The sequence below is a fragment of the Amycolatopsis sp. NBC_00348 genome, assembly GCF_036114655.1.
In the GTDB taxonomy this organism is placed as follows: Bacteria; Actinomycetota; Actinomycetes; order Mycobacteriales; family Pseudonocardiaceae; genus Amycolatopsis.
The window spans coordinates 6,312,398-6,333,625 of record NZ_CP107994.1; the positions used below are offsets into that span (position 1 = coordinate 6,312,398).

The window sequence follows — 21,228 nt, forward strand, 5'->3', positions numbered from 1 at the left end:
TAATGAGGGTTAGAACCCTCATTACCACTCACGACCAGCCACGGCAGACCCCGGAAGAGAGACCATGCGCGTCCTGCTCACCACCTACCCGGAGAAGACCATCTTCCAGCCGATGGTCACGCTGGCGTGGGCGCTGCGCACCGCCGGGCACGAGGTGCGGGTGGCGACCCAGCCGGGCTTCGAGGACGTCATCACCGGCGCCGGGCTGACCGCCGTGCCGGTCGGCCGCCGCGGCGTCGGCAACTGGCGGCGGCTCACCGAGGCCTACCCCGACCTGGCCGAAGCCGAGCGCGTCGGCCTGCCTTCGCCTTATGACGCCGCCGTTTCCGGTGTGGGCACGCGCGAGGAGATGGCCGAGGGCTATGCGTCGATCCTCGAGCTTTGGCACAAGCAGAACAACTTCCCCCTGGTCACCGGTCTGGTCGAGTTCGCGCGAGCGTGGCAGCCGGACCTGGTGATCTGGGAGCCGACGACGTACGCGGGCGCGATCGCGGCCAAGGCGTGCGGTGCGGCACACGGCCGTCTCCTGTGGAGCATCGACGTCTTCGGCGCGGCCCGCGAACGGTTCCTTTCCCTCGGCCCGGGCCCGGGCCCGGACCCGCTGGCCGGCTGGATCGCCGGGTACGGCCGCAAGTACGGCTTCGCCTTCGACGAGGAGCTGATCACCGGGCAGTTCACGATCGACCCGGTGCCGGACCCGATCCGCCTCGACACGCGACTGCCGACGTTGCCGGTGCAGTACGTCCCCTACGGCGGCGCGGCCAGCGTCCCGGACTGGCTGAAGCGCAGGAGCGACCGGCCGCGCATCGGCCTGACCCTCGGCACGACGGCCACCGAGCACTTCGGCGGCTACACGGTGAGCGTCCCGGACATCCTGGCCGCACTGTCCGATGTGGACGCCGAGATCGTCGCCACGCTGCCGGACGCCGAAGCCGCCAAGGTCACGGAAGTCCCGGCCAACGCCCGGATCGTGCCGTACGTGCCGCTGCACGCGCTCGTGCCGACGTGCGCGGCGGTCATCAACCACGCCGGGCCCGGCACCTACCTGACGACGGCCCGCTACGGCGTCCCGCAGCTGGCCGTGCCGTGGGAGTTCGACGAGCCGGAGCTGGCCCGCCGCGCGACGGTCCACGGTTCCGCACTGACCCTGACCGGCTCGGAGGTCTCGGGCAAGGCCGTCCGCGCGGGCGTCCTGCGGCTGCTGTCGGAGCCGTCGTTCACCACCCGGGCGCGGGAACTGGCCGCGCGGATGGCCGCCACGCCCTCGCCCAACGACGTCATCCAGGCGCTCGAAGACCACGTCGCCCGGAGGAACGCATGAGGACCACCTGGCCCCGCCCCGGCCGGCCGACCTTCCCGGCCACGGGAACGGCCGCCGCACTCGTGCTCGAAGCTCGCCGAGCGGAGGAACACACGCGCATTCCCACCGGCGTCTTCCCGGCGCTCCGCGACCTCGCCACCCGGTACCGGCGCGGCTCCCGGGCGTCGAGCCCCGCCGTCCGCGCGAGTGTGCTGCGCCTGCCGGCCGCCGCTCCCTCGCCATCCGAAGCCCGCTGACCGGAGGAAAGCCCATGCGCATCCTGTTCGTCTCCAACCCGCCCCGGACCGTCTACAAGTACATGTTCACCATCGCCTGGGCGCTGCGGACGGCCGGGCACGAGGTCCGGTTCGCCAGCCAGCCCGAGTTCGTCGACGAGGTCCTGCAGGCCGGGCTCACCGCGGTGCCCGTCGGGCACAGCCGCGACATGCACAAGGTCGCCGCCCGCACCCGCGGCGTCGAGAACGAGCGCGCGGGCATCCCGGCGCCCTACGACGTCTACGAAGAGCCCGAGAAGGCCACCTGGGAGCACATGGTCTCGACGATGGCCAACGAGGGCATCGAGTGGCACAAGTACGGCAACTTCCCGATCATCTCCGGGCTCGTCGAGTTCGCCCGCTACTGGGAGCCCGACCTCGTCGTCTGGGACCCGCTGAGCTTCGCCGGCGCGATCGCGGCCAAGGCGTGCGGCGCGGCCCACGCGCGGCTCCTGTTCGGCGTCGACGTCTTCGGCAAGGTGCGTCAGCAGTTCGTGAAGCTGCGGGACGCCCAGCCGGCCGACCAGCGCCGCGACCCGCTCGCCGAGTGGATGGGCGCCTACGCCCGCAAGTACGGCTTCGACTTCACCGAGGACATGTTCACCGGCGACTTCACGCTCGACCAGTTCCCGCTGAGCTGGCAGGACGAAGCCGACCTGGAGTACGTGCGGACGCAGTACATCGCCTACAACGGCGCGTCCGTCGTCCCGAAGTGGCTGCAGACGCCGCCGGCGAAGCCGCGGATCGCGATCACCATGGGCAACAGCGCCGTCGAGGTCTACCGCGGGTACAACGTGCCCCTGAGCGACCTGCTGGACTCCGTCGCCGACCTCGACGTCGAGGTCGTCGCCACGGTCGCCGCGTCGCAGCAGCCCCTGCTCGGCAAGACGCCGGACAACGCCCGGATCGTCGACTTCGCGCCGATGCACGCGCTGGCCCCGACGTGCTCGGTCGTCGTGCACCACGCCGGCGCCGCGACCATGGGCACCACCGCGCGTCACCCGGTGCCGCAGCTCGCCCTGCCCTACCACTACGACCAGCCGACGCTCGGCAAGATGCTCGAGAAGCAGGGCGCCGGGCTGTCGATCCACGTTTCCGAGGTCACGCCCGAGAAGTTCCGCACGGCGATCGACCGGTTGCTCACCGAGCAGGTGTTCCAGGACCGGGCGGTGGCCCTGCGCGACGAAATCTTCGCGCTGCCCACCCCGAACCAGGCCGTGCCGCGGATCGAAGAGCTCGTCGTGAAGCACCGGGCGCGGTGACATGCGCGTCCTGCTGACCACCTACGCCGAGCGCACCCACTTCCTGATGATGGTGCCGCTCGCGTGGGCGCTGCGCACCGCCGGGCACGACGTCCGGGTGGCGGTGCAGCCCAAGCTCGCCGGGGCGGTGACCGGGGCGGGGCTCACCGCCGTCCCGGTCGGGCACGACCGCGACCTGTGGGACCTGCTGCGCCGCACCGGACCCGAGCACCTGTTCGGCGTCGAGACCGGCTGGCCTGCGCCCTACGACACCGCGGCACTGTCCACACCGGACTGGGACCACGTGCTGCGCGGCTACCGCGACATCGCCGTGCGCTGGCACAAGACGAGCAACGTCCCGCTGATCAACGACCTCGTCGACTTCGCGCGCTGGTGGCAGCCGGACCTGGTGCTGTGGGAGCCGACGACGTACGCCGGCGCGATCGCGGCCAAGGCGTGCGGCGCGGCGCACGGCCGGATCCTCATCGGCGAGGACGTCTTCGGCCTGACCCGCGACCACTTCCTGCGCCTGCGACCGGACGGCGCCCCGGACCCGCTCGGCGAGTGGCTGGGGGCGTACGCGCGCAAGTACGGCGGCGAGTTCAGCGAGGACATGGTCACCGGGCAGTTCACGATCGACCAGCTCCCGGCGTCCCTGCGCCACCGGGCGTCGCTGGAGCACGTCCCGATGCGGTACATGAACTACGGCGGCGCCGCGGTCGTCCCGGACTGGCTTTCGACGCCACCCTCGCGCCCACGCGTCGCGTTGACCATGGGCCTGACCGCCCACGACCGCACCGGCGGCTACCCGGTCGACCTGCAGGACGTCCTCGACGCGGTCGACGGCCTCGACGTCGAACTGGTCGCCACGGTCACCCCCGAGACCCGGCTGAGCAGGGTCCCGTCGCGAACGCGCCTGGTCCCGTTCGTGCCGCTCACCGCGCTGCTGACGACGTGCTCGGTCGCCATCCACCACGCGGGCGTCGGCACCCTCGCATCGACGGCGTTGCGCGGCATCCCGCAGCTGACCCTGCCCTGGGACGTCGACCAGCCCACGCTCGGCGCCCGTCTCGCGGCACAGGACGCCGGAATCTCCATCCACGCCACCGAGGCGACCACCGAAGGCATCCGCGACGCGCTGGTCCGGCTGCTGCACGAACCCGCGTACACCAAGGGCGCCGCCCACCTGCGCGACGAGATGCTCGCGATGCCGTCACCCAACGACGTCGCCGGGCACCTGGCCGCCCGCCGCGGGTCGTGAGTGGTAATTCGGGTTAGAACCCTCATTACCACTCACGACCCCGGCACCGCTCGCAAGGAGAGACATGCGCGTCCTGTTCACCACCTACCCGGAGAAGACCCACTTCCTCGCCATGGCGCCGCTCGCCTGGGCGCTGCGCACCGCCGGGCACGAGGTGCGGGTCGCGTGCCAGCCGAAGTTCGCCGACGTCGTCACGCAGGCCGGGCTGACCGCCGTGCCCGTCGGGCCGGACCGCGACCTCTGGCAGCTGATGGCGCGTGACACGAACTGGTTCAGCGTCGGGCTCAACGGCCTGCCGGTGCCCTACGACACCGTCGACTGGCGCCCCGAGGACGTCTCCTACGAGTACCTCCGCGACGGCTACAAGCTGCACGTCACCAAGTGGCACAAGATGAGCAACGTCCCGCTGATCCCGGGCCTGGTCGAGTTCGCCCAGGCCTGGCAGCCGGACCTGGTGATCTGGGAGCCGTCGACGTACGCGGGCGCGATCGCCGCCGAGGCCGTCGGCGCGGCGCACGCGCGGCTGCTGTTCAGCCTCGACACCTTCGGCGTCACCCGCGACCACTTCACCCGGCTCAGCCCCGAAGGCGCCGAAGACCCGCTGAAGGAGTGGCTGGCGCCGGCCGCGGGCAAGTACGGCGTCCCGTGGAGCGAACGCCTCGTCACCGGCGAGTTCACGATCTCGCTGCTGCCGCCGTCGCTGCGCGTGGAGGCCGACCTCGACTACGTGCCGATGCGGTACGTCCCCTACGGCGGCCCCGCCGTGCTCCCGGCCTGGCTGCGGACGCCGCCCGAGAAGCCGCGGGTCGCGCTCACCATGGGCATCAGCATCGCCGAGTCGAGCGGCGACATGGTCGACCTCAAGGACCTGTTCGAAGAACTGTCCGATGTGGACATGGAACTCGTGGCGACGATCCCGGAGAGCGTCCAGGAGAAGCTCGGCCAGGTCCCGGACAACGTGCGGATGGTCTCCTTCGTGCCGCTGCACGCGCTGGTCCCGACCTGCACCGCCGTCATCCACCACGCCGGCTACGGCACCCTCGCCACGACGGCGTTGCACGGCAAACCGCAGGTCATCGTGCCCTGGAACGCCGACGGTCCCGCGCTCGCCAAGCGCGTCGCCGCGCAGGGGGCCGGGCTGGCGCTGCACGTCCACCAGGCGTCGGCACGCGGGGTCCTGCGCAACCGGCTGCTGCGCGTGCTCACCGAGCCCAAGTTCACCGAGGGCGCGCACCGGCTGCGCGACGAGATCCTCGCCATGCCGACACCCAACGACGTCGCCGACCAGCTCGCCCGCCGCGTCGCGAAGGTGGCCATCGCGTGAAGGTCCTCTTCGCCGCCAACCCCGAGAAGGCGCACTTCCTGCCGATGGTGCCGCTGGCCTGGGCGCTGCGCACCGCCGGGCACGAGGTGCGCGTGGCGTGCCAGCCGAAGTTCGCGCCCGTCGTCACCCAGGCCGGGCTGACGGCGGTGCCGGCGGGCCGCGACGGCGACCTGTGGGACCTCATGCCGCGCCACCCCGACTACCGCGGCACCCAGTGGCGGCCGGCCTACGGGCTGCCGGTGCCGTACGAGGTCGCGGAGTTCCCGGAGAAGGCGACGCCGGAGTACCTCGAGGAGTCGTACGCGGCGATCCTGCACTACTGGCACAAGCCCGCGTGCTTCCCGATGATCGGCGGCCTGGTCGAGTTCGCCCGCGCCTGGGAGCCGGACCTCGTGCTGTGGGAGCCGCTGTGCTTCGCGGGCCCGATCGCGGCGCTGGCGTCCGGCGCCGCGCACGGCCGGATCCTGTGGAGCACCGACGTCTTCGGCGTCGCCCGGTCGTTTCCCGCCGCCGGCGATCCGCTGGGAGACTGGCTCGGCGCGTACGCGCGCAAGCACGGCGGCGAGTTCACCGAGGAGCTGGTCACCGGGCAGTTCACGATCGACCAGCTCCCGGCGTCGCTGCGGCTGCCGACGTCGCTGGAAACCGTGCCGCTGCAATACCTTCCGTACGGCGGCCCGGCGTCCATCCCGGACTGGCTGCGTAAGCCGCCCGAGAAGCCGCGGGTCGCGTTGAGCATGGGGATCAGCCTCACCGACCACGAAGCCGGTTACTCGGTCGCGGTGCAGGACGTGCTGGATCACCTGGTCAAGCTGGACGTCGAGGTCGTCGCCACCCTGCCGGACGTCGAGAAGGCCAAGCTGGCGAGCATCCCCGACGGCGTCCGGATCGTGCCGTACGCGCCACTCGAAGCCCTGGCGGCGACGTGCTCGGCCGTCGTCTCCCACGGCGGTTTCGGCACGTTCCTGACGACCGCGCGCCACGCCGTCCCGCAGCTGTGCACGCCGTGGGACTTCGACGGCCCGGTCTTCGCCGCCCGCGCCGCGGCGCAAGGCGGCGCCCTCGCCGTCCGCGCCGACCAGGCGACCGGCGAGGTGGTCGCGGACGCCGTGGCCCGCCTGCTCGACGAGTCCGCCTTCGCAGACCGGGCCTCGGTCCTGCGCGACGAGATCCTCGCCATGCCCACACCCAACGCGGTCGCCGAGCAGCTGGCCGCCCAGTACCGCAGGGGGTCGTGAGTGGTAATGAGGGTTCTAACCCTCATTACCACTCACGACCAGCCGCGGCAGACCCGGAAACGGAGGAGTAATGCGGGTTTTGTTCACCGTCAGCCCGGGGACGACCGTGTTCAACAGCATGGTGCCGCTGGCCTGGGCGCTGCGGACCGCCGGGCACGACGTGCGCGTCGCGAGCCAGCCCGCGTTCGCCGACGAGATCACCCAGGCCGGGCTCACCGCCGTGCCGCTCGGGCGTGACCTCGGCATCCCGCGGCTGCTGCTGGCCATGGGCATGGACAGCGCTGCGCTGGAGGAGGCCCGCCGCGGGCTGCCGGACCCGTACGCGGTGCTGGACGACCCCGGCTCGACCGACTGGGACCGCGCCCACCGCGCGTTCACCGAGGTCGCCGAGGGCGCACGGTTCGAGACGTTCGCCATCATGTCCGCGCTCGTCGAGTTCGTCCGCGACTGGGAACCGGACCTCGTCGTGTGGGAACCGTTCACCCCGGCCGGCGCGATCGCGGCCAAGGCGTGCGGCGCCGCCCACGCCCGGCTGCTCTACGGCGTCGACGTCTACGCCTTTGCCCGACAGCACTTCCTGTCCATCCGCAACGGCCGGAACGACCCGCTGGCGGACTGGCTCGGCGGGTACGCGCGCAAGTACGGCGCGGAGTTCAGCGAGGACATGACGGTCGGCCAGTTCACCATCGACCAGATCCCGGCGAGCCTGCAGACCGCGTCGGACCTGCACTACCTGCGGACGCCGTACATCCCGTACGGCGGCGCGGCGGTCGTCCCGCGCTGGCTGCAGCTGCCGCCGCAACGCCCGCGCGTCGCGCTCACCATGGGCCTGAGCGCGACGGGGTACTTCTCCGGCTACACGGTGAACGTCCAGGACATCCTCGACTCCCTCGCCGACCTGGACATCGAGCTGGTCGCGACGGTCGCCGAGGCCGAGCAGGCGAAGCTGGCGCGGATCCCGGACAACGCGCGGCTCGTCCCGTACGTGGCCCTGCACGCGCTCGCCCCGACGTGCACGGCGGCGATCACGCACGCCGGTTTCGGCACGCTGACGGCGTTCGCGCCCTACGGCGTCCCGCAGCTGACGTTGCCGTTCCACTTCGACGAGCCGACGCTCGGCCACCGCCTCGCCGCCCAGGGCGCCGGCCTCAACCTCGACCCGACGCAGGTGACGGGCGCGAACGTCCGCGAAGGCGTCCTCCGCCTGCTCAACGAGCCGTCCTTCACCACCGCGGCCCGCCGCCTCCAGGCCGAGATCCGCGCGCTGCCCAGCCCCAACGACCTGGTCCCCGAGATCGAAGCCCTGACCGCCAAGCACCGCACCCGGTCGTGAGTGGCAATTCGGGTTAGAACCCTGATTACCACTCACGACAAGCCGCGGCAGACCCGGAAACGGAGGAGTGATGCGCGTCCTGTTCGCGGTCAACCCGGAGAAGAGCACGTTCCTGTACCTCGTGCCGATGGCGTGGGCGTTGCGCACCGCCGGGCACGAGGTGCGGGTGGCGAGCCAGCCCGGGTTCGCCGACGTCATCACCCAGGCCGGCCTGACCGCCGTCCCGGTCGGACGCGACGTCGACAAGTGGCGCGGTACCCGGCCCGAGCTGCTGGAACAGTCACGCGCCGGGCTGCCGTCGCCGTGGGACGTCCTCGACGGAAACGAGGACGACCTCGTCGAGAAGCAGGAACACTCCGTCGCGTCGATCCACCGGCCGGACAACGTGCCGATGCTCGCCGGGCTCGTCGAGTTCGCCAAGGCCTGGCAGCCGGACCTCGTGATCTGGGAGCCGTTCTGCCTCGCCGGGCCGATCGCGGCCAAGGCCTGCGGCGCGGCGCACGCGCGGATGCTGTTCAGCGTCGACGTCTTCGGCCTGACCCGCGAGCACTTCTTGAAGGCGAAACGAGGGAAAGACCCGCTGGCCGACTGGCTCGGCGCGTACGGCCGCAAGTACGGCTTCGCCTTCACCGAGGACATGACCACCGGGCACTTCACGATCGACCAGTTCCCGGCCAGCCTGCAGGAGAACGCCGACCTCGACTACGTGCGCACGCAGTACGTCCCCTACGGCGGCCCGGCCGTGATCCCGGACTGGCTCAAGCGCCCGCCGGAACGTCCGCGCGTCGGCCTCACCCTCGGCCTGACCGCGACGGAGATCTTCACCGGCTACACCGTCCCGCTGCGGGACGTCCTCACCGACCTGTCCACTTTGGACGTCGAGGTCGTCGCGACCGTCGCCGAGGCCGAGCAGGAGAAGCTCGGGACGCTGCCGGACAACGTCCGGGTCGTGTCTTACGTCCCGTGGCACGCGCTGGTGCCGACCTGCGCGGCGATCGTGCACCACGCAGGCGCGGCGACGCTGCTGACGACGTCGCGCTACCCGGTGCCGCAGCTGGCCGTGCACTACCACTTCGACCAGCCGATCCTCGGCCGCAAGCTGGCCGAGCACGGCGCCGGGCTCGCGCTGCACACCACCGAGGCGACCGGCGCGAGCGTCCGCGACGCCGTGCAACGGCTGCTCACCGAGCCGGAGTTCCGCCGCCGGGCCGTCGCGCTGCGCGGCGAAGTCCTCTCCGCTCCCAGCCCGAACGACCTGGTGCCGCGGCTCGAAGAGCTCACCGCCCGGCACCGCACCCGCCAGTAGAAGCCCAGGAGATCCCATGCGCGTCCTGTTCACCGACACCCCCGAGCCGACGACGTTCATGCCGATGGCCCCGCTGGCCTGGGCGTTGCGCACGGCCGGGCACGAGGTCCGGTTCGCCGCGGCCCCGATGTTCGCCGAGACGATCACCCAGGCCGGGCTGACGGCCGTCCCGGTCGGCCGCGACGTCGACCTGTACCGCCGTCTCGACGCCGTGATGGGCGCGCTCGACCACAACGCGGAGCTGAAGGCCGAGTTCGAGGGCGTCTCCGACGAAGACGCCCTGGAGCTGCTGAAACTCGAGTCCGGCATGCCCGCGCCCTACGACGTCGCCGAGTACCCCGAGCGCGCCGACTGGGAGAAGATGCTGCCGGCCTACGCGGGCGCGGTGTGGACCGACCACAAGCCCGAGAACTTCCCGATGATCGCCGGGCTCGTCGAGTTCGCCCGCGCCTGGGAGCCGGACCTGGTGCTGTGGGAGCCGTCGACGTACGCGGGCGCGATCGCGGCCAAGGCCTGCGGGGCCGCCCACGGCCGGCTCCTCGGGCGGCTCGACGCGTTCGGCGTCACCCGGTCCCACTACCGGCGGCTGATGGCGCAGCAGCCGGAAGACCAGCGCTACGACCCGTTCGCCGACTGGTACGAGGGCTACTGCGAGCGCTACGGCTTCGAGTTCTCCGAGGACATGGTCACCGGCCAGTTCAGCGTCGACCAGTTCCCCGGCTCGCTGCGGATGGCCGCCGACGACGTCGACTACCTGCCGATGCAGCACGTCCCCTACGGCGGTCCGGCGTCGGTGCCGCACTGGCTGTGGGCGGCGCCGACACGCCCGCGCGTCGCGCTCACCCTGGGCAGCACCGCCGCCATCCGCTTCGACGGCTACACCGTGGACGTCCAGGACGTCCTCACCGCGCTCGGCGACCTCGACATCGAGGTGATCGCCACGGTCGCCGACAACGTCCGCGGCCGGCTCACGGCCGTGCCGCGCAACACGCGGATCGTGCCGTACGCGCCGCTGCACGCCCTCGCGCCGACCTGCGACGTCGTGATCAACCACGCCGGCGCGGGCACCTACCTGGCCGTCGCGCTGCACGGCGTCCCGCAGCTGACCCTGCCGTGGGACCTCGACGAGCCGGAGCTGGCGCGCCGCGCCACCGCGCACGGGTCGGCGCTGATGATCCGCGGCGACCACGCGACGGGTAAGGACGTCGCCGACGGCGTCGCCCGCCTGCTCGCCGAGCCGCGGTTCCGCGCGCGGGCCGTCGACCTGCGGGACGAGATGCTCGCGCTGCCCTCGCCCAACGACGTCGTCGGACAGCTGGAAGAGCTGACCGTGAAGTTCCGGACGCGCTGATGCGGATCCTGTTCACCGTCATCGCCGAGCGGACGATCTTCTGCTCGATGGTCCCGCTGGCCTGGGCGCTGCGGACGGCCGGCCACGAGGTGCGGGTGGCCTGCCAGCCGGCGTTCGCCGACGTGGTGACGCAGGCCGGGCTCACGGCCGTCCCAGTCGGGCGCGACGCGACGATCTGGCGGATGGAGAGCCTCGACCCGGCGCTGCTGGAGCAGGCGCGGGCCGGGCTGCCGAGCCCGTGGCGGGTGGTCGAGGACCCGGCCAACGCCGACTGGGAGGACCTGCGCGAGGGCCACCGCGTCGCCGTCGACGAGGGCCACAAGCTGGAGAACTTCCCGCTGATCAACGGCCTCGCCGAGTTCGCTCGGGCGTGGGAACCGGACCTGGTGATCTGGGAGCCGCTGACCTACGCGGGCCCGATCGCCGCGAAGGCGTGCGGCGCGGCGCACGCCCGGTTGCTCTGGAGCCTCGACGTCTTCGGCGCGACCCGCGAGATCTACCGGCGGACGGCGAACGGCGCTCCCGAGGACCCGCTCGCGGACTGGCTCGGCGGTTACGGGCGCAAGTACGGCTTCGAGTTCAGCGAGGACATGACGACCGGGCAGTTCAGCATCGACCAGGTGCCGCCGTCGATCGGCCTGCGCGCCGGCGACCTGGACTACCGGCCGATGCAGTACGTCCCCTACGGCGGCCCGGCCGCCACCCCGGACTGGCTGCCCACCCAGCGCCCGCGCATCGGCCTCACCCTGGGCACCACGGCGACCGAGCACTTCGGCGGGTACGTCGTGAGCGTCGAAGACACCCTCGCCGAACTGTCCACATTGGATGTCGAGGTGGTCGCGACGGTCAAGGATCCCGCGTTCCCGATCCCGGCCAACGCGCGCGTGGTGCCCTTCGTCCCCCTGGACGCGCTGGCCCCGACCTGCGACGTCGTCATCGACCACGCCGGGCCGGGCACGTTCCTGACCGTGGCCCGCCACGGCGTCCCGCAGCTGACGGTCCCGTGGGACTTCGACGAGCCCGAGCTGGCCCGCCGCGCGGCCGCGCAGGGCGGGTCGCTCACCATCCGCGGCGACCGGGCGACAGGCGTCCGGATCCGCGAGGGCGTCGAACGGCTCCTGGCCGAACCCTCGTTCAGGACTCGCGCCACGGACCTGCGTGACGAGCTGCGCGGCCTGCCGTCCCCCAACGACGTCGCCGAGGAGATCGAAGCCCTCGTCGAGAAGAACCGGTGAGCCCGATGCGCGTCCTGTTCGCCACCTACCCCGAGTCCACGGTCTTCCAGCCGATGGTGCCGCTGGCCTGGGCGTTGCGCACGGCCGGGCACGAGGTCCGCGTCGCCGCGCCCCCGGTCTTCGCCGACACGATCACCGCGGCCGGGCTCACCGCCGTCCCGGTCGGCCGGGAACGCACGAACACCTGGCGGCGGCTGCTTTCCCTGGATCCCGCCGAAGCCGAGGCCGACCGGGCGGGCCTGCCGTCGCCGTACGACGCCGCGCTGCGCCCGGTCGGCGTCGAGGAAATGCGGGCCGGGTACGAGCGGATGATCGAACACGGCCACAAGCTGAACAACTTCGCGCTCGTCCCCGGGCTCGTCGAGTTCGCCCGCGCGTGGCAGCCCAACCTGGTGATCTGGGAGGCCACGACGTACGCCGGCGCGATCGCGGCGAAAGCGTGTGGCGCGGCCCACGCGCGGTTCCTGTGGAGCCTCGACGTCTTCGGCGTGACGCGCGAACGCTTCCTCGCCCTCTCACCTGGCGCCGACCCCTTGAAGGACTGGCTCAGCGGGTACGGCCGCAAGTACGGCTTCGACTTCGACGAAAGCCTGGTCACCGGCGAGTTCACGCTCGACGCGCTGCCCGCGTCCCTGCGCCTGGACGCCGACCTCGACTACCGCTCGATGCAGTACGTCCCCTACAACGGCCCGTCGACGGTCCCGGACTGGCTGCAACGGCCGCGGGATCGCCCCCGGATCGGCCTCACCCTCGGCACGTCGGCCACCGAACAGTTCGCGGGGTACACCGTGAGCGTCAAGGACATCCTGGCCGAGCTGTCCACTTTGGACGCCGAGGTGGTGGCCACCGTGGCGGACGACCTGGGCCCGGTCGACGCGCGCGTCGTCCCCTTCGTCCCGCTCGACGTCCTGGCCCCGACCTGCGACGTCGTCATCAACCACGCCGGACCCGGCACCTTCCTGACCGTCGCGCGCCACGGCGTCCCGCAGCTGACCGTGCCGTGGACGTTCGACGAGCCCGCGCTCGCCGCCCGCGCGGCCGCCCAGGGCGGCTCGCTCACCCTCCCCGGCGACCAGGCCACCCCCACGGCCATCCGGGAGCACGTCGCACGGCTGCTGACCGAACCGGAGTTCCGCGAGCGCGCCGCCGCACTGCGCAAGGAAATCCGGACCCTGCCCACCCCCAACGAACTCGCCCACGAGCTAGCGCGGTGCCGGGTCGTGAGTGGTTAGGGCGGTTAGAAGCGCCCTAACCACTCACGACCGGCACCGCACGAAAGGTAGACCCGATGCGCATCCTGTTCACCACCGCCAACCAGGGCAGCATGTTCCAGCCGATGGTGCCGCTGGCCTGGGCCCTGCGCACGGCCGGGCACGAGGTCGTCGTCGCCACGCAGCCCGACTTCGTCGAGGAGGTGACGCAGGCCGGGCTCACCGCGGTCCCGGCGGGTCGCCAAGTCGACCCGCGACGGCTCCTTGTCGCCATGCAGGTCACCGAGGACATGCTCGAGGAGGCCCGCGAGGGCCTGCACCCGCCGTACGACGCCGTCGAAGACCCGTCGAGCGCCGACTGGGAGAGCATGCTCACCGGCTATGTCGACGACGTCGAGCGCTGCCGCTACGAGATCTTCTCCATGATCGGCGGGCTCGTCGAGTTCGCCAAGTCGTGGCAGCCGGACCTGGTCATCTGGGAACCGTTCACCTACGCCGGGGCCATCGCGGCCAAGGCGTGCGGCGCCGCCCACGCCCGTCTCCTGTTCGGCGCCGACGTCTACGGCCGCGCCCGCGAGATCTTCCGCGGCTTCGGCCAGGCCGAGGACCCGCTGGCCAAGTGGTTCGCCTCCTACGGCCGCAAGTACGGCTTCGAGTTCACCGAGGACCTGATCACCGGCGACTTCACGATCGACCCGATGCCGGCCAGCCTGCAGTGCGAAGCCGACCTCAACTACCTGCACATGCGCAACGTCCCGTACGGCGGCGTCGCGATCGCGCCGTGGTGGCTGGAGATCAAGCCCGAGAAGCCACGCGTCGCGCTCACCATGGGCCTCACCGCGACCGGCCACTTCGCCGGCTACACGATCGACATCCAGGACGTCCTCGACGCGCTCGCCGACCTCGACGTCGAGCTGTACGCGACCGTCCCGGAGGACGAGCAGGAGAAGCTGCGCAGCATCCCGGAGAACGCGCTGCTGATGCCGTACATCCCGCTGCACGCGCTCGCGTCGACGTGCTCGGTCGCGATCAACCACGCCGGCGTCGGCACGCTCTCGACGTTCGCGCTGCACGGCGTCCCGCAGCTGACCCTGCCGTACCACTTCGACGAGCCGCTGATCGGCCGCCGGTTCGCCGCGACCGGCGCCGGCCTGAACATGCACGGCATCCCGATCGACGCGGACACGATCCGCGCGAATGTGCTGCGGTTGCTGGAAGAACCGTCGTTCACCGAAGGGGCGGCGCGGCTGCGCGACGAGATGCACGCGCTGCCGACGCCGAACCAGCTGGTCGGCGAACTGGAAGCGCTGACCGTCAAGCACCGCGGCGGTGCCTCGTGAAGGTCCTGTTCTGCGCCTTGCCGCAGCTGACGCACTTCTACGCCACGGTGCCGCTGGCCTGGGCGCTGCGCACGGCCGGGCACGAGGTGCGGTACGCGACCTCGCCCGACTTCGCCGAAGCCGTGACGGACGCCGGGCTCACCGCCGTCGCGGTCGGCCCGGCCGACGCCGAGGACGACGAGGAGATCGCCGAGGAGGCCCCCGCCGGGCTGCCCGCGCCGTACGACCTCGCGGAGTCGGGCTCCGACTGGACCGACGGGCACGCCGAGGCGTTCGACGCGATGGTCACCTACGCCTTCGGCGAGTTCAACGCGCCGATCCTCGACGACCTGGTCGCGTTCGCCCGCTCCTGGCAGCCCGATCTGGTGCTGTGGGAGCCGTTCACCTACGCGGGCGCGTTCGCCGCGGCGGCGTGCGGCGCGGCGCACGGCCGGGTGCTGTTCGGCACGGACTTCCTCGGCGTCACGCACGAGTGGATCCACGCCCACGTCCCGGACGACCGGCTCACCGGGTGGCTGACTTCGACGGCCGCTTCGTTGGATGTTCCCTACACCGACGACCTGCGGTCCGGGCACTTCACCGTCGACCAGCTGCCGTCGCCACTGCGGCTGGCTTCGCCGGAGCTGGAGTACGTCCCGGCGCGGTACGTCGCTTACGGCGGCCCGGCGGAAGTTCCCGCCTGGCTGCGGGAAACCCCGTCACGCCCGCGGATCGCGGTCACCCTGGGCACGTCCGCGACGCTGGAGTACGGCGGCTACACCGTGCAGGTGACCGACCTGCTCGCCGCGTTGTCCACAATGGACGTCGAGGTCGTGGCGACGGTCGACGGGCCGGTGCCGGACAACGTGCGGGCCGTGCCGTACGTGCCGCTCGACGCCCTCGCCCCGACGTGCGCGGCGGCGATCCACCACGGCGGGTTCGGCACGCTGCTGACGTTCGCCCGCCACGGCGTCCCCCAGCTGACCCTGCCGCACGACTTCGACGCGCCCCTGCTCGGCCGCAAGCTCGCGGCCCAGGGCGCCGGGCTGACGGTCGACCCGGCCCAGGCCAGCGGCCGCCGGATCCGGTGGAGCGTCGAGCAACTACTGGGCAACACGGGCATCCGGGCCGCCGCGACCGCGCTGGCCGAGGAGATCGCCGCGATGCCGAGTCCCAACGACGTCGTCGCGCGGCTCGAAGAACTGACCACGAAACACCGCGGAGGCCGGCCGTGAAGGTCCTGTGCTGCGTCCTGCCCCAGCTGACGCACTTCTACGCGCTCGCGCCGCTCGCGTGGGCGCTGCGCACCGCCGGGCACGAGGTCCGGGTGGCGAGCACGCCGGGGTTCACCGACGCGATCACCCGCGCCGGCCTCACCGCCGTCCCGCTCGGCCACGACCCGGAGCCCGACCCCGAGGACGACACGCCGGAGGCGCAGGAGGCGCGCGACGCGTTGCGGCGCGGCTTGCCGAAGCCGTACGACCTCGCGGAGTTCACGCCGACACCCGCCGACTGGACCGACGAGCGCGCCGAGGCGTTCGAGATGATGGTGACGTACGCGTTCGGCGAGGACAACGAGCCGCTGCTGGACGGCGCGGTCGAGTTCGCCCGCGCGTGGCGGCCGGACCTGGTGCTGTGGGAGCCGTTCACCTACAGCGGCGCCCTGGCGGCCCACGCGTGCGGCGCCGCGCACGGCCGGGTGCTGTTCGGCACGGACTTCCTGGGCGTCACGCACGACTGGATCCGGCGCTTCACCGCCACCGACCGCCTCACCGAATGGCTCACGGAGACCGCGTCCCGCCACGGCCTCCCGTACGAGGATCACCTGCGGGCCGGGCACTTCACCCTCGATCCGCTCCCGCCGAGCCTCGCCGTTTCCCTGGACGCGCTCCCGGTCCGCTACACCCCGTACGGCGGCGCGGCGGTGGTCCCACCCTGGGTGACCAAACCTCTCGACCGGCCCCGCGTCGCGCTGACGCTGGGCACGTCGGCGACGGAGTACTCGGGCTACACGGTGAACGTCCGCGACATCCTGGTCGCATTGTCCACAATGGACATCGAGGTGGTGGCCACGATAGCGGATCCCGAATCTCTGGGCCCGATCCCGTCGAACGCGCGAGTGGTCCCGTACGTCCCCCTGGACGCCCTGGCGGCCACGTGCACGGCGGCCATCCACCACGGCGGTTTCGGCACCCTGGCGACGTTCTCCCGCCACGGCGTCCCCCAGCTGACGCTCCCGTACGACTTCGACGCACCCCTGCTGGCCCGCAAACTGGAGGAACAGGGAACGGGCCTCACAGTCCACTCGGACGACGCAACGGGCCCAGCCGTCCGCGACGCGCTACAACGACTCCTGACAGAGCCGGGCTTCCGCACCCGAGCCCAGGCGCTACGCGCCGAAATCGAGGCCCAGCCGGGCCCGAACGACCTCGTCGCCCAGCTGGAGCAGCTCACCCGCAAGCACCAGCTCACCTGAGCCGTAAAGCCGTGAATGCCACATTGAGGGACCTAGTGTCCCTCAATGTGGCATTCACGGCTTTGAACGGGAGGATCAGTTGTACTGCAACGCGTCCAGGCCGATCGCGAGGCCGAGGGCCAGGCGGCGGTCGATCTCGTCGTCTTCCAGGCGCAGCAGGTAGTTGTCCGACAGCCGCGCGGTCTTCTCCACCGCGCCGACGACCTGGTCCTCGCCGCGGGTGAAGTCGAAGTGGTACTTCCAGAAGAACGGGACCTCGACGTCGCCCGGCCACGGGACCAGCTTCCAGATCCGGCGGAACGCCGCCATGCCCTGGCTGCGCTCGCTGACCGTCAAGCGGTCACGGCCGTCCTGGTCGAGCACCCAGGTCGAGCGGTAGAAGGACTTGCCGAACTTCTTGCCGAACAGGCCGAGCACCTCTTCGTCGCCGTCGGCGCCCAGCACCTGGTACGCGCTGGACAGCTCTTCCACCTTGTGGGAACGGAACTTCGCGAGCACCGTTTCCTTGCTCTCGTCGGTGTAGAACGTCGCGTGTTCCTTGAACGTGAGGCGCTTCTCCTCGATGAAGGCGACCAGGTCACCCGGCTGGCCCTGACCGTCGTCCGCGTAGACGTGGTAGCGGATGACCATCAGCTTCTGCTTCTGCCGGATGTGGAACCGATCGTGCTTCTGCAGCTGGTGAATTTCCATGGGTCCCCCGTAAGCGGTCTAACCGATCATGGTTGCTCGATGCTAGCGCGGCCACCCCCGGCGAGCTGAACCGCGGGAACGGCGTACCGGCGCGCGATCTCGTGGAACACGTCCTTCGGTTCCCAGCGGTCCAGGTCGTCGGGATCGATCTTGACGACGCTGAACGACGCCATGTCCAGGTCCCGCAAGGGATCCGCGAAGTGCGGGTAGTCGCGCAACGCGAACGTGTAGACGAACGCGCCGTGGACGTCGTTGCGCGCGTAGACGTCGATCATGTCGCCGACGTAGGCGGCCTGCACCCGCTCGCTGCGGATGTTGCCCTTGCGGATCTTGGGCGGCACCGAGAGCCAGTTGACGATCTTGAACGATCCCGGCCCGCGCTGCGCGCCGCCGACGTAGGCCCCGCAGCCGAACTCCGTGATGAGCAGCGGTTTCCCGGCGCGCGCGAGCCGTTCCTTCAGCCGCACCTCGAACTGCGCGGAGTTCGACGCCGTGCGGTAGAGGTTCACCCCGGCGTAGTCGAAGCCGGACCAGTCGACGTCCTCCCACGACGCCGCCGCATAGGTGACCGGGCCGCCGAACACCGGCTTGACCCGGCCCAGCGCCCGCGCCAGCAGCCGGTTCACCTTGCGGTTGATCCGCTTTTCGAACCGTCGCCGCCAGTGGATGGTGACGAGCAGCCGCATCGCTTCCGGCCTGCCGGGGATCATCCCGGCCAGGTGCAGGGAGAACTCGCAGCCGACGACCAGGTTGACGCGGCCGGGGAAGCCGCGCCGCAGCTGCTCGGCGGCCAGCGCGGCGACCTCGAGGGTGCGCAGCACCTTGCGCCGCCCGATGTCCACCGGGTGCGGCTCGATCCAGACGTCGAGGCCGGCCGCCAGGGCGTTGTGCGCCGCGGTGAACAGCTTCGGCAGGTCCATCCCGATCAGGATGACGTCGGTGCAGTGCAGCTGCTCCCTGATCGCGCGCAGGTCGTGCGCGGCGACCTCCTCGCTCACCTCGTCGACCTGCAGCGAGATCCCCTTGATCCGCAGGCTCATCCCGCGTCGCCGTTGGCCAGGGCGTCGGTGGCGTAGCGGTTGAGCAGGTCGCGCGCGGCCCGCACCTCGGCCGCCATCGGCCGGTCCTCGGCCAGCGGCGGGGAGATCCCGGCGAGCTCGGCCCAGATCCCGCCGTCGGGCGGCGGCGCGTCGGTCATCACGGCCAGCTGCGCGACGCCGAGGGCGAGCGAGCCGATCACCAGCCAGCCCAGCTCCAGGGCCTCGGCCACGGAGTTGGCGCCGTTGAGCGCCATCGGGACGTGGTCCTGGTTCCAGCCGTTGGTCGGCAACGTCGTCAGCGACGACGGGTAGACCAGCTGCCGGATCCGCGACACGAACGACGTCGCGCTGATGTGCACGCCGGCCAGCCCGCAACCGCGGCCGGCGCGCGGGGTCAGCATCGGCGGCAGGTCGCCGTTGGTGGCCGGGGACAACAGCAGCCCCAGCTGCCGTTCGGCCAGGTAGACCGCCATGTGCATGGCGAGCCCGGTCTGGTCGGAGGCGAGCCCGACGGGCATCGCGTGGAAGTTGCCGCCGTGCAGCAGCCGCCCCTCGAAGGTGATCGGGTTGTCCTGGCAGCCGTCGACCTCCAGGGCCAGCACGTTGCCCACGTTGTCGAGCTGGTCGAGCACCGCGCCGAGCACCTGCGGCGCGCAGCGCAGGCTGTAGGGCTCCTGCAGCGGCCGCTTCGGGTCGCGGGTCTGGTTGTCCGGCAGCTCACGCCGGATCCACTCGGCCGCGGTGAGCTGGCCGAGCTGGCCGCGCGCGATGCCGTGCCCGGCGTCGTAGTGCTCCGGGTTGGCGCCCAGCAGCCTCGCGAGCCGGCCGGTCAGCATCGCGGCGGCCTGGACCAGCCGCAGCGACGACTGGTGGTTGACGATCGACTGGGCGAGGCTCGCGCCGGTGCCGTTGACGAACGCCAGCGCCTCCCGCACCGGCCAGTCGACCGGCTCGTGGCCCAGCGCGGCCAGCGCGTCCTTCGCGGGCACCGTGATCCACCGGCCGCCACCGTCACGGCGCCACGCCCGGCCCTGCCCGCCGAACGCCAGCGCGGCGTGCGCCAGCGGCTGCAGGTCCCCGCTGGCGCTGACCGTGCCGTGCCGCGGGATCACCGGGGTGAAGCCCTTGTTCCACAGGTCGGCGAGGATCTGCCAGAACCGCGGCGTGACGGCGGAGTAGCCCTTGCGCATGTTCTGGATGCGCAGCCACAGGATCAGCCGCGAGACGTCGGGCGAGAGCGGTGCGCCCTGGCCGGTGCCGAGGTGGGAGATGAGCGAGCTGCCCTGCTCCATCTCGGAGTCGGCGTCGAACACCACCAGCGGCCCGAAGCCCTGGGTGAGCCCGTACACCGGCTTGTCGGCGGTCAGGTGCTCCTCGATGGTGCGCGCGCTCGCCCGCATCCGGGCGATGTCCGCGTCGTCGCACGGGTCGATCTTCGCGTCCCAGTCGGCGCTCCAGACGATCTCGCCCAGGTAAAGGGAACTGGTCAGCTCGCGGCCCTGGCTTTCGGCGATCGGTGTCACCTCGCTGCGACCTCCTCGTCGGGTGTGGTGGGGGCGGGAACGTGCCGCAGCTTGCCCAGGGCGGACCGGTCGATCCGGGGCACGACGTGCAGCTTGCGCGGCCGGACGCCCAGGCGGGCGAACGCGGCCGCGAGATCGAGGTCGGCGACCTCGGTGCCGGGCGCGAGGGCGACGAGCAGTTCGACGTGCTCGCCGATCTTCGGGTCGGTGACCGGCAGCAGCGCCAGGTCGGCGCAGTCGAGCACGGCCCGCAGGGCGTACTCGGCGTCGTCCAGGTTGATCCGGCGGCCGTTGACCTTGACCAGCCGGCCGGCCCGGCCGGCGTGCCGGAACGAGCGCTCGCCGAGCGGCACGACCCGGTCGTCGGCCTCCCAGGACGCCGGCTCCGGTTCGCCGGGCCGGAACGCCAGCCGCGGGCTGGTGACGGCCAGCGGCACCTCGGCACCCGGCGTCGCCCGGCCCGCGAATTCGACGTCCGGGAACAGCTGCCACTCCGGCGGCTCGCCCTCACGCCAGGTGCGCGTCGCGATGCCGCCCGCTTCGGTGGAGCCGAGCACCTCGACCAGCAGGGCCCGCTCGGGGCCGAGCTCGCGCAGCAGGTCACCGGCGGTGGCCGGCAGCATGGCGCCGCCGTAGAGCACGGTGAGGTGGTCGAGCCCGCGCACCCAGTCCAGGTGGCGCAGCAGCAGCTCGAAGATCCACGGCGTCGCCATCACCACCGGGCGGCCGCCGATGTCGGGCAGGGTGCCGTAGAAGCCGTCGCGGTACCACGCCGGCACGCGCAGGCGGGCCGGAACGAGCACCGTGGCCAGCGCGCCGAACAGGTGGACCGGCGGCACGAACGAGACGACGGCGTCCGGCCGCCCGGGCGCCACGAGGTCGGCGAGCATCCCCGCCTCGGCCCACACCTTCGGCCCGTGACGCCGCCACTGCCGGCGCGGCCCGGTGGTGCCCGAGGTGTGGAAGTCGACGACGGCGGGCAGCGCGTCCGGCCCGATCGCCGGCTCGCGGTCCCACCGGACGTGCCAGGCGCGCCCGGTCACCTCCGGCGCCGCGAACCCGGGCGTGAGCAGCTCGTGCGGGGTCAGCTCCGCGTATCCCATCC

General features: G+C 71.9%; 18 protein-coding genes. 14 read left to right on the forward strand and 4 right to left on the reverse strand.

Features of this window, described 5'->3' with window-relative positions; all coding sequences use genetic code 11:
- Positions 1-64: 64 nt before the first annotated feature.
- The 14 genes from OHS58_RS27210 (at position 65) to OHS58_RS27275 (ending at position 16,870) form a co-directional block, all read left to right on the forward strand.
- Positions 65-1,321: an activator-dependent family glycosyltransferase gene (locus OHS58_RS27210; RefSeq protein WP_328644449.1), complete on the forward strand. Its 1,257-nt coding sequence runs from the start codon at positions 65-67 to the stop codon at positions 1,319-1,321.
- Positions 1,318-1,557 carry a hypothetical protein gene (locus tag OHS58_RS27215; RefSeq protein WP_328644450.1) on the forward strand — a complete coding sequence of 80 codons (240 nt, stop codon included), beginning with the start codon at positions 1,318-1,320 and terminating at the stop codon, positions 1,555-1,557. The genes OHS58_RS27210 and OHS58_RS27215 overlap by 4 nt, the downstream gene beginning before the upstream one ends.
- 14 nt (positions 1,558-1,571) lie before the next feature.
- Positions 1,572-2,837: an activator-dependent family glycosyltransferase gene (locus OHS58_RS27220; protein ID WP_328644451.1), complete on the forward strand. Its 1,266-nt coding sequence runs from the start codon at positions 1,572-1,574 to the stop codon at positions 2,835-2,837.
- Position 2,838: 1 nt separating this feature from the next.
- On the forward strand, positions 2,839-4,077 hold the full coding sequence (locus tag OHS58_RS27225; RefSeq protein WP_328644452.1) for an activator-dependent family glycosyltransferase: 1,239 nt from the start codon (positions 2,839-2,841) through the stop codon (positions 4,075-4,077).
- A 64-nt stretch (positions 4,078-4,141) separates the two neighbouring features.
- On the forward strand, positions 4,142-5,401 hold the full coding sequence (locus OHS58_RS27230) for an activator-dependent family glycosyltransferase (RefSeq protein ID WP_326958666.1): 1,260 nt from the start codon (positions 4,142-4,144) through the stop codon (positions 5,399-5,401).
- A complete protein-coding gene (locus tag OHS58_RS27235; RefSeq protein WP_328644453.1) occupies positions 5,398-6,639 on the forward strand; it encodes a nucleotide disphospho-sugar-binding domain-containing protein in 1,242 nt (413 codons plus the stop codon). The genes OHS58_RS27230 and OHS58_RS27235 overlap by 4 nt, the downstream gene beginning before the upstream one ends.
- Positions 6,640-6,709: 70 nt before the next feature.
- Positions 6,710-7,972: an activator-dependent family glycosyltransferase gene (locus tag OHS58_RS27240; protein ID WP_328644454.1), complete on the forward strand. Its 1,263-nt coding sequence runs from the start codon at positions 6,710-6,712 to the stop codon at positions 7,970-7,972.
- Between the two features lie 70 nt (positions 7,973-8,042).
- Complete coding sequence (locus OHS58_RS27245; protein WP_328644455.1) at positions 8,043-9,278, forward strand: activator-dependent family glycosyltransferase; 1,236 nt, start codon at positions 8,043-8,045, stop codon at positions 9,276-9,278.
- Positions 9,279-9,294: 16 nt separating this feature from the next.
- The gene (locus tag OHS58_RS27250; protein ID WP_326958658.1) at positions 9,295-10,629 is read left to right on the forward strand and encodes an activator-dependent family glycosyltransferase; all 1,335 of its coding nucleotides are present in this window, start codon (positions 9,295-9,297) and stop codon (positions 10,627-10,629) included.
- Positions 10,629-11,864, forward strand: coding sequence for a nucleotide disphospho-sugar-binding domain-containing protein (locus OHS58_RS27255; protein WP_328644456.1), 1,236 nt, complete (start codon positions 10,629-10,631; stop codon positions 11,862-11,864). The genes OHS58_RS27250 and OHS58_RS27255 overlap by 1 nt, the downstream gene beginning before the upstream one ends.
- Before the next feature lie 5 nt (positions 11,865-11,869).
- On the forward strand, positions 11,870-13,096 hold the full coding sequence (locus OHS58_RS27260) for a nucleotide disphospho-sugar-binding domain-containing protein (RefSeq protein WP_328649865.1): 1,227 nt from the start codon (positions 11,870-11,872) through the stop codon (positions 13,094-13,096).
- A 56-nt stretch (positions 13,097-13,152) separates the two neighbouring features.
- Complete coding sequence (locus tag OHS58_RS27265; protein ID WP_328644457.1) at positions 13,153-14,415, forward strand: nucleotide disphospho-sugar-binding domain-containing protein; 1,263 nt, start codon at positions 13,153-13,155, stop codon at positions 14,413-14,415.
- The gene (locus OHS58_RS27270; RefSeq protein ID WP_328644458.1) at positions 14,412-15,629 is read left to right on the forward strand and encodes a nucleotide disphospho-sugar-binding domain-containing protein; all 1,218 of its coding nucleotides are present in this window, start codon (positions 14,412-14,414) and stop codon (positions 15,627-15,629) included. Before OHS58_RS27265 ends, OHS58_RS27270 begins: the two co-directional genes overlap by 4 nt.
- Positions 15,626-16,870, forward strand: a complete 1,245-nt coding sequence (locus OHS58_RS27275) for a nucleotide disphospho-sugar-binding domain-containing protein (RefSeq protein WP_328644459.1) — start codon at positions 15,626-15,628, stop codon at positions 16,868-16,870. Before OHS58_RS27270 ends, OHS58_RS27275 begins: the two co-directional genes overlap by 4 nt.
- A gap of 75 nt (positions 16,871-16,945) precedes the next feature.
- Here OHS58_RS27275 and OHS58_RS27280 read toward each other — a convergent pair whose 3' ends face one another.
- The 4 genes from OHS58_RS27280 to OHS58_RS27295 are packed head-to-tail and all read right to left on the reverse strand — an operon-like array spanning position 16,946 to position 21,226.
- Entirely contained in the window at positions 16,946-17,560 is a 615-nt protein-coding gene (locus tag OHS58_RS27280) for a hypothetical protein (RefSeq protein ID WP_326958646.1), read from the reverse strand.
- A 26-nt stretch (positions 17,561-17,586) separates the two neighbouring features.
- Positions 17,587-18,600, reverse strand: a complete 1,014-nt coding sequence (locus tag OHS58_RS27285) for a hypothetical protein (RefSeq protein ID WP_328644460.1) — start codon at positions 18,598-18,600, stop codon at positions 17,587-17,589.
- On the reverse strand, positions 18,597-20,123 hold the full coding sequence (locus OHS58_RS27290; RefSeq protein WP_326943871.1) for an aromatic amino acid ammonia-lyase: 1,527 nt from the start codon (positions 20,121-20,123) through the stop codon (positions 18,597-18,599). The genes OHS58_RS27285 and OHS58_RS27290 overlap by 4 nt, the downstream gene beginning before the upstream one ends.
- Positions 20,120-21,226 carry a class I adenylate-forming enzyme family protein gene (locus OHS58_RS27295; RefSeq protein ID WP_326943872.1) on the reverse strand — a complete coding sequence of 369 codons (1,107 nt, stop codon included), beginning with the start codon at positions 21,224-21,226 and terminating at the stop codon, positions 20,120-20,122. Before OHS58_RS27295 ends, OHS58_RS27290 begins: the two co-directional genes overlap by 4 nt.
- Positions 21,227-21,228 lie beyond the last annotated feature (2 nt).